The sequence below is a fragment of the Streptomyces sp. NPDC057486 genome (genome assembly GCF_042802415.1).
GTDB classification, from domain to species: Bacteria; Actinomycetota; Actinomycetes; order Streptomycetales; family Streptomycetaceae; genus Streptomyces; species Streptomyces yanii.
The window spans coordinates 1-9,462 of the sequence record NZ_JBHVEE010000223.1 but is presented as its reverse complement, the minus strand read 5'-3'; the positions used below and the strand labels follow the sequence as shown (position 1 = coordinate 9,462).

Sequence of the window (9,462 nt, the reverse complement as noted above, 5' to 3'; positions counted from 1 at the left end):
GCGCTGAAGCTCGTCCTGCTGGTCCCGGTACTCCACGTGCTGTCCCTTGCGGTAAGGCATGGGGGATCTCCAAGTCTCGTGTGGATCGGTGGGGGCTGCCCCGCTCGTTCGGCAGGGGGTGCGCCGCCCTCTTGGCGCCCGCGACTGTCGCCGGGCGTACTGACAGCCCACCTCCAACTACGCGCGCCAGCAACCACTACGGGCCGAATGGGGGACCCCTCGTCCAGCCCGCCGACACCGTGCCGTCGGGGACTTCCGACACACGCCCTGGTGCTGCGACCGGAAACGTTTGCCGGGAAGCTCGCGGCGTCCGGTGCGGTGCATCGCAAGGCGGAGGATCGCCCTCGTGCCGGACGTACTCGGGTGATGCGACAACGCGGCGAGGTGCCGTGCCGGGCGTCACGAGCCGGTGAACCTTTCCGGTCGCAGCTAGGTCCGCCGCCACGGGACTGGCCCAGGTCATCGCCGTCCTGCACGAGCCCAGCAGCTCGAGGCCGCCTGTGCCGAAGGCTTCGACGACCATCCCGACGCGTCGGGATGGTCGTCACCAGCTTCCCGGACCTGACTTCCTTGTCCGGAGCCCGGGTCCTGGCCGGGATCGGCGACGACCGGTCCCGGTTCGCAAGCGCCGGATCGCTGAGGGCATACGCGGGGGAGCGCGCGGGTCACCCGGGCCAGTGACAGGAGCTGCGCGGTTTTGAGCCGCAAGGTCAAAAACCAGCGTCCGGCCGCCGTCGGCTACGTCTGGAACTTCTCGTCTCCGACGAAGTCGCCAGGTGCCTGAGCTCACTACGACCGCCGGCGAAGGGCCGGAGACCGCTACCACGCCGTACGAGGCAGCGGCCTGTCAGCCACCACGATCAGGATCTGACGTCACGTCATCTACCGTGATCACGAACCTCGAGATCGCCAATTGCTGCCGAAACTGGCGGACAGACGCTGCTGCTTGAGGAGGTTGGACCTTCTGCGGCACCTCCTGGCCACCTGGAGCGGCACCTGCCCCGCCTGTCGACAACCCACTCCAAGACAGTCCTACGACACCACCCGACAATGCCCTCGGGCATAGCCGGGCGGCTGCCGGCAGGTTTCCGGCAGTGGTTGGTACGTTCCGCCGCCGCGTTCATACCGGGTAGGGCGCGGCTTTGCGAGCACAGCCCGGGCAGGCCACGGTGACTCACTCGGCGTAGGCGCGTGTCCGAGCTGACGCTCACTGGTGGAGGAGCCGTCGCCCAGCAGGTCATTCGACTGAGCATCGCGCGCCAGGCCCCCGATCATGGCCTGCCGCTGCTCGACGCGCTGCGCGCTGAACGTTCTACGGGGGCGGGCCGGCCCGTCGCGAAGCCCGACCGGCATGGCGAGAAGCAACCCCGCTCAAGGGGTGGAGGAGTCACGGTTCTCCCTCGGTGACATGCCTCCGGAGCGCACTGCTCCGGAGGCACGGCGCATCCGGGGGTCAGAAGGGAGCCGGTCATACCGAGACCAAAGTCCGGGTCCCGCCCTGTGCACTGTGCTCCGACCGCCGTCATGGCCCGACGTGGGACCTCGAGGGAGGAGACGGTCCGCCGGCCGCCGGCGGAGCACGTCGAGTCGTAGGAAGGCATGGTCCCGGGGATCGGCCGGCGCCCTTTGGTGCATCCGGCCGTGCGGGTCGGCAAAGGGGCTCACTTGCTATGCCGAAGCTGTTTGCGCGACGACCTGTTTACGCGCTTGTCGGCGCTGCTTGCTGCACGACCTCGAAGGACCACAGTGTGGACCCGCTTGCCGCCGGCTTGGGACGTTCGTCGCTCTGTGTGTCGCTGCCCTGGTGGGCGGCCTTCATGGGGCCCTCCATCCAGGCTTGGAAGGAGTCCTCGTCACGCCACCGCGTGTAGACGAGGTAGTTGTCGGTGCCTTCGACGGGGCGGAGGAGTTCGAACCACTCGAACCCGTCGGAACTCTCTACCGCATGGGCACGGGATGCGAAGCGTTTCTCCAGCGTCTCCCGCTGCTCGGCGGGGACGGTCAGTACGTTGATCTTTACCACACTAGGCACATGACACCTCTCAACAAGAGATCCGGCCCCGTTGGCCTGGACCACGTGCGCGCAGTCTCCTACATCCGGCAGTCAAAGCGGCGTGAGGATGACAGCGCGTCGTCCCCCGAGGCTCAGCGAACCAAGTGCGAGGCACTGATTACGGCCAAGGGCTGAGAGAACGCTGGCCACTTTGCCGACGTCGGCAAATCCGGCTGGGACCCCAAGGTCGTCCGGCCGGAGTTCGAGGAGATGATGGCTGCCGTTCGCGCTGGCCACGTGGACGCAGTAGTTGTCTTCAGCCTCTCGCGGCTCACCCGCCAGGGTGCCCTTGAGGCGATGCTGATCAACGAGGAGCTGGCCAAGCACGGCGTCCTCCTGGTCTCCGTGGAGGAGCCGTACCTGGACACGTCCACCCCGATGGGCGTGGCGATCTTTGGTCTCATTGCTGCACTGGCCCAGCAGGAGAGCGACCTCAAGTCGGCCTACATCACGGCCACCAAGGAGACCTTGCGCGCCGCTGGCTCCCACGTCTCCGGCATGGCCCCGTTCGGGTTCCAGTCGACCCGTGAGCCTCGCGGGGAGTTGGTCGTGGTCAAGCTCGTCCCGGACCCGGTGGAGGCCCCTCACGTCCGCCAGATGGCCTCCTGGGCCCTCAACGGCACGTCCGCCTCGTCCATCGCCAGGAAGCTCAATGAGGACGGTGTGCCGACCAAGGCAGCGGAGATGACCGCCCGTGTGACTGCCCGGCGGGCCCGGGGGATAAGTAAGCCCCTGGAGCGGACCACATGGGTGTCGTCGACCGTGCTGCGCATCCTGCGTGACCCCCGCCTCGCCGGTTACGCCGCAGAGCGCCAGGGAACCAAGCGTGCCATCCTCCGGGATGAGCAGGGCGCCCCGCTGGTAGCCCACGACCCGATCGTGTCCGCTGAGGACTGGTGGCGCCTGCAAGACGTACTGGACGGCCGCGCACCCCAGGTGGTTCGCCAGGGTGGCCGGTCGGTTCCCTCGCTGCTGGGCTCCGCCGGGATGCTGTTCTGCGGAGTCTGCGGGTCGTCCATGGTGACCGATCGGCGCAACGGCAAACAGCTCTACCGGTGCAACCGGGCCCAGTCCGGTGCCGTACCGGGACACGGTGGCCTGGCCATCAACATGGACGCCGCCGATGACGTGGTTGCCCGCCGGGTGTGGGCACGGCTGACCACGATGGACCCGGAAGACCCGGAAGACCCGGAAGACCCGGATGACCTGGCGTGGCTGGCGGAGGCAGCAAGCCGGTTCGCTGCCCAGGCCGACACGGGGGAGCGCAAGGCGGAACTGGCCGCCGCACGAGCCGAGTTGGAACATGTGCGTGAGGCGTTGAAGACCCTGTACCAGGACCGCCAGGCGGGCCTGTAGGCGGGTACGACCGGCACGGCCATGTTCCGTGAGTCCGTGGAACGCCTGACGGCGCATGAGGCTCGTACGGCCGCACGCGTTGAGGAGCTGGGGTCCGCTGAGTCGGGCACTCTGAGGATCCCAGCCGAGTGGACACCATCCGAGGGCGATCCGCTGGGGCCCGAGTCGACGTGGGGACGCTGGGACCTGGAGCGGCGCCGGAGCTTCCTGGCGTTCTTCGTGGACCGCATCGCTGTAGCCAAGTCCATCGGACGGGGACCGAACGCGAACACGGCGGAGCGGGTGACTGTGCACTGGGCAGTACCGGGGGAGACGGCGTGAACAACGTGGAATCCCAGCTACGCACGCTGGACCCCATGCTCCGCACGCTGGCGCTCCGTGCCGCACGGCGCGTGGCCCCTGACGGCCCCCGACTGGCTTACCTGACAGAGGAGTTCACCCAGGAAGCCCGCTACGTCGCCTGTCAGGCCATGGGCCGGTACGACGACACTCACGGGGCCCGCCCGGAGACGTTCGTCTGGGCCACCGTGGAGGCCAGGCTCAAGGACGCCGTCCTTGAGGAGGTCACCGGCGGACCCGTGGACGCCCATGCATTGGCCACGTACGGCCGGATGTTGGAGCGGGCCGACGGCGACGCCAGCGCGGCGGAGAGGCTCTGTACGTCGGAGCCGGAGCCTGGACGTCGCCTCTCCGCCGACCGGTCGCACGCCGCACGGCTGGCCTGGTCCGGCATGGCCCGCCTGGACGCCCCCGTGGCCGCTGGAGAGCCTGGCAGGGCCACGGTGGGGGAGAACGGCTGGAGACTCCGGTGAATGGCCGTCAGGAGGCCGCTGAGGGGTTGTCAGTGGCAGTGGTCGTCCTCCGGGCCGTCCTGGGTGCCCTCTCGCCTCTCAGGCGGGACGTGATCGCCATGAGGTACGGCCTGGACGGCCACCCGGCGGACATGAGCGTGGCGGAGATAGCGGGGGCCCTGGGCAGGGCACCCAGCGCAGTGTCCGACGCGCTCCGTAAGGGCATGGCCCAGCTCCGCGCAGCGCTCCCGGAGGCCGTCCTGGCGATGTAAGCAACGTGGTCTAGACCACACACGGCCTCCTCCGTTCAAGCGGAGGGGGCCGCTCCCGTTCACGGAGCGTGACGGCCAGCAAAGGCGGGCCGGGCGGCCGACGGAGCCACGGGCAGTGAGGTTAGGGGGCCCTAAGTAAGGAATCCCGGGAATCCTCGGCGGGGAGAGCGCCAGCGCGAGGGGGTCGATGACGACTGCCTCCTCCTCAAGATCATTTACAAGCCTCTGACCTGCAAGAATGATGAGATGACGGTTGTGGTAGTCAATCTCAAACAGCATAGGGTTTCTATAGCGCTTACCGGAGTTACCCCCACAACCGTCACTCCGTCACTTTGCCCAGCTCAGAGGGGGTACGCCTCCACCTCCTCCGTCATCGTGCCTGGTCAGCGCGCCACGCCCCGCTGGCCGCTCATGCTACGCAACGTGAGCCCCTCCCAGGCTGGCCGACCCAGCCCCGCCAGCCACTCCGGACGCCTTCCAGGCCCACGGAGCCAGGAGAGCCCCCGCGCGCCTCCCTGAGGGCCTCATGGGCCACCTCCGGCCCGTCCCCGCCCAGGCCTCCACGGGCTCTCACGGAGGCATGTAGAGCCTCTCAGGCCCCTCCAGGCCCACCGGCCCCTCCAGCCGTTTCGCGCTACCGGGCCCCCGGAGGAACTCTGGTGACCTCCGTCATATCCATACCGGACATGGGGACCCGTACCGGTGCACACCTGGACACGCTCCGGCCACCCTCCCGCCGCTCACCCCAGATCACTAAGTAGGGAGGCTGGTGGAGGCACCGGACACGCTCTGGTGCCTCCATCGCTTTACCCACCGCGCCGCTTTCCCCCTTGGGGCGCACCTGAGACACCCCACAGTGCCGGGGTAATGGCACTTGGCCCGTGCTGAGGTTGAGCTGGGGTCACCGGAGGGGAAACCGGTGGCCCTGGCTCCCTCAGTACGGGCCTTTTTTCGTTTCCACACCCGGGCCTGAGTCCCCTTGCTTGCCACGTTGTTGAGGTCCTCCTCTAGCGCACGGCCAAGGGAGTACGCGCTCCGCCCCTTTTCCCGCTAGGACCCCTCAATGACTGTTGCTAAGAACGCGTACAAGATCGCTCACCGCAAGGTCGCGCACATGCGCGGTATCGCATCCTCACAGCGCTGTATCTACTGCCGACGCCACGCCGCCCAGTGGGCACTCAACCACTCCCGGGCAACCAAGGTGACGGACGGCCATCTCGTCTGGTCTGAGGCTCCGGACGACTACGACCCATTGTGCGTTGCTTGCCATCGTATCTACGACCAGGCATTCGCCAAGGACGGCCAGGACGCGCTGGAGGACGTGGACCGACGCCTCCGGGACAAGGGCTTGGCTCGTTGCCTCCTGGAGTTCACCGCACGTACCGCCCGCTGGCGCTGACTCCACCTCACCACCTACTCACGTGAGTAGGTGGGTACGCCCACCAAGGAATCCAACATGCCGACCACCAACCGACTCCGCCCGGAGGACGAATCCCATATCCCCGTGGTTTACGAGTTTCTCCGGCAATGCACCTTCGACAGCACCCGCTGGACTGCAGCAGGAGACCTGTTCGGCGCATTCGTAGCTTACGTATACGAACGTGGCCTCCCGTCGTGCGGTATTGGCACGTTCTCCCGCGTCGTGGCACGGGCCGGGTACCCCGCCAAAACCAGGGGGCGCCGTGACCACCAGGTGTCGGCGCACGATGGCCTACTTCTCAAGCCGCAGCGAAGCTGAACAACTTCCCACCATCACCCTCACGGCCCCGGGCATTCCCGCCTGGGGCCGCCTCTCTACAGAAAGGCAGTCACCATGTCTGAGCGTCTCGATTCCATGGGTTACCCCATGAGCGACTTCCAGCGTGAGCACACGGAGCGAAGTGAGCGCGCGTCCGCTGAGGAGTTCAAGTCGGACCCCCGGATGGAGCGGCTCATCGCCTTGCGCGCTGAGGACCGCGCGGAGTTCAACGGCATCGTCAAGGGCGGTCTCCGAATGTCCCTCGCTGGTTACGAGAGCGCCAAGGTCAACGCGGCCCGACACGGCAAGTAACCCACCCACCTCCCCGAAACAGGAAAGCGAGACAGCACCATGAGCACTGCAATCGATAGGGCCCGTGCCGACGCCGCCAAGGCTGCGGCCAAGCTGGAGGAGCTGGAGGCCCAGGAGGCCGCCAAGCTGGCGGAGGAGGAGGTCCAGCGCCAGGCCGGCCAGCGGGAGCTGGACCTCAAGTTCCTCTCCGGGTGGGCGGCGATGGACGCGGCCCTCATGAACGAGGGCACCAAGAGCGCTGCCGACGTCATCTATGAGGGCGGGGACGTCCTCCAGGCCGTGGCTCACTTCCACGTCCAGCGGGCCAGGCGCAATGCCGTCCGCCAGCACGCACGGGACGCGTACTACCGGGTCCACGGCACCCACCCGGACGACACGTCCGCACGTGAGCTGACCACCCGGGACATGCGCCTGGCCGACCGGTTGGAGGAGGCGATCCACGCCGCTGCCTCGCGCCACGCCGCCGACCTGGCGGACAAGCTGGAGGCGGAGTTCATGGTGGAGGGCGCGTAATGGCGTTGGACCTCCTGGACCCGGGGCCGGACTACAACGGCCAGCCTGCCTACCTGGTTTGGCCCCGGGACGCGAACGGAGCCCCGTGCTTTGCTGACACGCACACTGCCGCTGATGTGGTCTTCCCTCAGCCTGGTAGAGCACCAGTAACGCAGGGTACTGCCCGGCAGGGAGTCGGCTACCGGGAAAGTGTGCTGGTTGACCTCACTCACTATGGCGCTGAGGGTAAGCCGCTGGTTCCGCCAACCATTCCGCTAAACGTGCTGCGGCAGATGTGGGCTGACCACTATGGCTGATAGCCCGTTCCCTGAACTGTGCCCCCGGACAGCGAAGAGCGCGGAAAGCCCGACTGGCGTATCCGTCTATCTGGTGACGCGTGCTCAGCTAGTTGCCCGGGGGGCGACCTGATTACCCGGGCTACCGAAAGTCAATGTGCCTAGATTGCTACCGGGCATAGAAGAGGCGTTAACAAGTAGCGCCCCGTATCCCAACCGTACAGGGCGCTACTACAGGGTGCCGTCATCATCCAAGGCAGCCTGAGCCAACAACACAAACACATCAAGCGTTCTGTCGAATTCCTCGGCTTCTCCAGCAATGACATCTTTGATTCCGTCAAGCGCACGATCCGTCAACATTCTGGACTCATCAGAAACAAGTCGATGGAGACCCAAGATACGGAAAGCCAGAGCATTGCTGAGTCTTTCAAGTTTCGCGGCTGCCTCGCTGACCTGTTTGGGTCCGGCTAGCGCAACGTCAACCCAGGTCTCTTGCACTGTTCGCGTCGCTATCTCACAACGGCCAGCGAAGACCGAATCAACTGTTTCATAAGGGAATTCGGCATGCGCAACAGTGAAGGCTGCCGCTAAATCTCGCAGCCTGGATGCCTCAGTAATGAATTTTTTGTAGGAGCTATTTCGCGGCTCACGTCGCTGGCTCCTGTGTTCTGAGCGTGCTGTGATGCGCACGCCTTCTCGTTGAGTCCAGCCCGTTGTCAGCGCCGCGCCAATCGTTGCTACCGATCCGGCCAACGCGCCTAGCACTGCCGCCAATCCCGCATCCATGGCGCCAACCTTGCTGGCGTTCAAGGCAGATGGTCAAGAGCACCTGCCCGGGGTGTGCTGACGCAACCAGGCACCCTGAGCCGGCAAAACCCCACACCTCTTCTGACCTGCGCCTTTGATGCGCAGCCACTTCGCTGGCGCGCTTGCTGGCGTGAAGGAGTTCCCTTGCTCGCCGACGAATGCGCACCCCAGCATGCGCTGGACGCCGCCTCCGCTCTGGAGATGGCAGCGGGCCACCTACGGGAGTTGGCCACCCGCCTCCCGATTCGGGACGCCGACTCCGCCGACAAAGCTAACCAGGTGGTGGACGCCATCACGGAATTGACGCTGTCTGCCCTCTCGGATCTCTATGAATTGGACGACGCATCGCAAGTCTCCGACGCGATAGAGGAGCTGGCGGACACGGCCGACGCCGAGTTGTTCAGTCTCCTCACGGGGGCCACCAGCGAATAGCCCCCACCCCGCACATAACCCCCGGGGGTCCGCGACGGCACCCCCCACCTCCTCACGTGAGTAGGTGCCCCCGCCCCTACCGGAGGCCCCCCATGCCCAGCAAGCCCAAGCGCCCATGTCCGCGCGCTGGATGCTCAGAGTTGATAAGCGGACGCATGAAGGCATGCGCTGCACACGCAAGCCAGGACGACAGACAGCGTGGCACAGTGCGTGAGCGTGGATATACCTCGAAGCAATGGAAGCGATCCCGCGATCTGCTGTTCTACGCGAATCCAGTGTGCGTCCTTTGTTGGCGTGTACGTCCGACTGTTGCGGATCACTGGCCTTTGAGCCGCAAGGAACTGGAACGGCAAGGGGTCAAGGACCTGGACGACGTAAGGCACTTGCGTGCCATCTGTGGTCCGTGCCATGCAAAGGAGATGGCACGCAATCAGCCTGGAGGCTTTGCAGCCAACAACCGTCCGCCGGTTAACCCAGACGTGGAGCGCTGGACTCAGCGGGAGGACAAGCCTCCATTCTGACCGGGTACCCCTGGGGGGTACCCCCGCCCCCTTGCGGAAAGCACCGGCAGGGAGGTGACCGCACGATATGGCAGATCAGACGTTTCTTGCGGAGAATCTGAACCTAGTGAATCGCCCCAGGCCAGCGCATGCGCCGGGCCCTCTACGGGCCGACCCGCCAATTGCATAACCCCAGGTCGCAGCGTCCGCTACACCACCGCAGCGAACCCGGTGAACGAGCTGGCCGAGGCCGCCAGCGACAAGCAACTCGGCCGCACGATCAAGAAATACGGCCGAGTCGGCCTCCTCTGCGCGGCCTAGGGCCTGTTCCGGGTTGAGATCTAGATTTTCGGGTTTCTGCCCCGTGTCACCTTCCGTGCTGGTAGAAGGCTGGTGTGACGCGGTCTGAAGTG

9 protein-coding genes and 1 pseudogene are annotated in these 9,462 nt (G+C 66.1%); 8 read left to right on the top strand and 2 right to left on the bottom strand.

Going from position 1 to position 9,462, the window contains the following annotated elements:
* Window positions 1-1,699: 1,699 nt before the first annotated feature.
* On the bottom strand, window positions 1,700-2,032 hold the full coding sequence (locus tag ACFU6I_RS46435; RefSeq protein ID WP_376668863.1) for an antibiotic biosynthesis monooxygenase family protein: 333 nt from the start codon (window positions 2,030-2,032) through the stop codon (window positions 1,700-1,702).
* 183 nt (window positions 2,033-2,215) lie between these two features.
* Between ACFU6I_RS46435 and ACFU6I_RS46430 the strand changes: the two are divergent.
* The 7 genes and pseudogenes from ACFU6I_RS46430 to ACFU6I_RS46400 all read left to right on the top strand — a co-directional run.
* A pseudogene (locus ACFU6I_RS46430) lies at window positions 2,216-2,527 on the top strand (recombinase family protein); the annotation flags it as partial.
* Window positions 2,528-2,551: 24 nt separating this feature from the next.
* Window positions 2,552-3,409, top strand: a complete 858-nt coding sequence (locus ACFU6I_RS46425; RefSeq protein WP_384380027.1) for a recombinase family protein — start codon at window positions 2,552-2,554, stop codon at window positions 3,407-3,409.
* Between the two features lie 317 nt (window positions 3,410-3,726).
* Complete coding sequence (locus ACFU6I_RS46420; RefSeq protein ID WP_384380024.1) at window positions 3,727-4,221, top strand: hypothetical protein; 495 nt, start codon at window positions 3,727-3,729, stop codon at window positions 4,219-4,221.
* A 32-nt stretch (window positions 4,222-4,253) separates the two neighbouring features.
* Entirely contained in the window at window positions 4,254-4,472 is a 219-nt protein-coding gene (locus ACFU6I_RS46415) for an RNA polymerase sigma factor (protein ID WP_384380021.1), read from the top strand.
* 1,063 nt (window positions 4,473-5,535) lie between these two features.
* Window positions 5,536-5,871 carry a hypothetical protein gene (locus ACFU6I_RS46410; RefSeq protein ID WP_384380018.1) on the top strand — a complete coding sequence of 112 codons (336 nt, stop codon included), beginning with the start codon at window positions 5,536-5,538 and terminating at the stop codon, window positions 5,869-5,871.
* A gap of 414 nt (window positions 5,872-6,285) precedes the next feature.
* Window positions 6,286-6,522 (top strand): hypothetical protein, encoded by a 237-nt coding sequence (locus ACFU6I_RS46405; protein WP_384380015.1) that lies wholly within the window; start codon window positions 6,286-6,288, stop codon window positions 6,520-6,522.
* 39 nt (window positions 6,523-6,561) lie between these two features.
* Entirely contained in the window at window positions 6,562-7,035 is a 474-nt protein-coding gene (locus ACFU6I_RS46400; RefSeq protein WP_384380012.1) for a hypothetical protein, read from the top strand.
* A gap of 506 nt (window positions 7,036-7,541) precedes the next feature.
* Here ACFU6I_RS46400 and ACFU6I_RS46395 read toward each other — a convergent pair.
* Window positions 7,542-8,120 (bottom strand): hypothetical protein, encoded by a 579-nt coding sequence (locus ACFU6I_RS46395; protein WP_384380009.1) that lies wholly within the window; start codon window positions 8,118-8,120, stop codon window positions 7,542-7,544.
* Between the two features lie 141 nt (window positions 8,121-8,261).
* Between ACFU6I_RS46395 and ACFU6I_RS46390 the strand changes: the two genes are divergently transcribed.
* Entirely contained in the window at window positions 8,262-8,549 is a 288-nt protein-coding gene (locus tag ACFU6I_RS46390) for a hypothetical protein (RefSeq protein ID WP_384380006.1), read from the top strand.
* Window positions 8,550-9,462 lie beyond the last annotated feature (913 nt).

What these genes read in the sequence shown, in the direction of transcription:
- ACFU6I_RS46410 (WP_384380018.1), top strand. Translation starts at nt 5,536, where the DNA reads ATGACTGTTGCTAAGAACGCGTACAAGATCGCTCACCGCAAGGTCGCG.
- ACFU6I_RS46425 (WP_384380027.1), top strand. Translation starts at nt 2,552, where the DNA reads ATGGCCCCGTTCGGGTTCCAGTCGACCCGTGAGCCTCGCGGGGAGTTG.
- ACFU6I_RS46400 (WP_384380012.1), top strand. Translation starts at nt 6,562, where the DNA reads ATGAGCACTGCAATCGATAGGGCCCGTGCCGACGCCGCCAAGGCTGCG.
- ACFU6I_RS46405 (WP_384380015.1), top strand. Translation starts at nt 6,286, where the DNA reads ATGTCTGAGCGTCTCGATTCCATGGGTTACCCCATGAGCGACTTCCAG.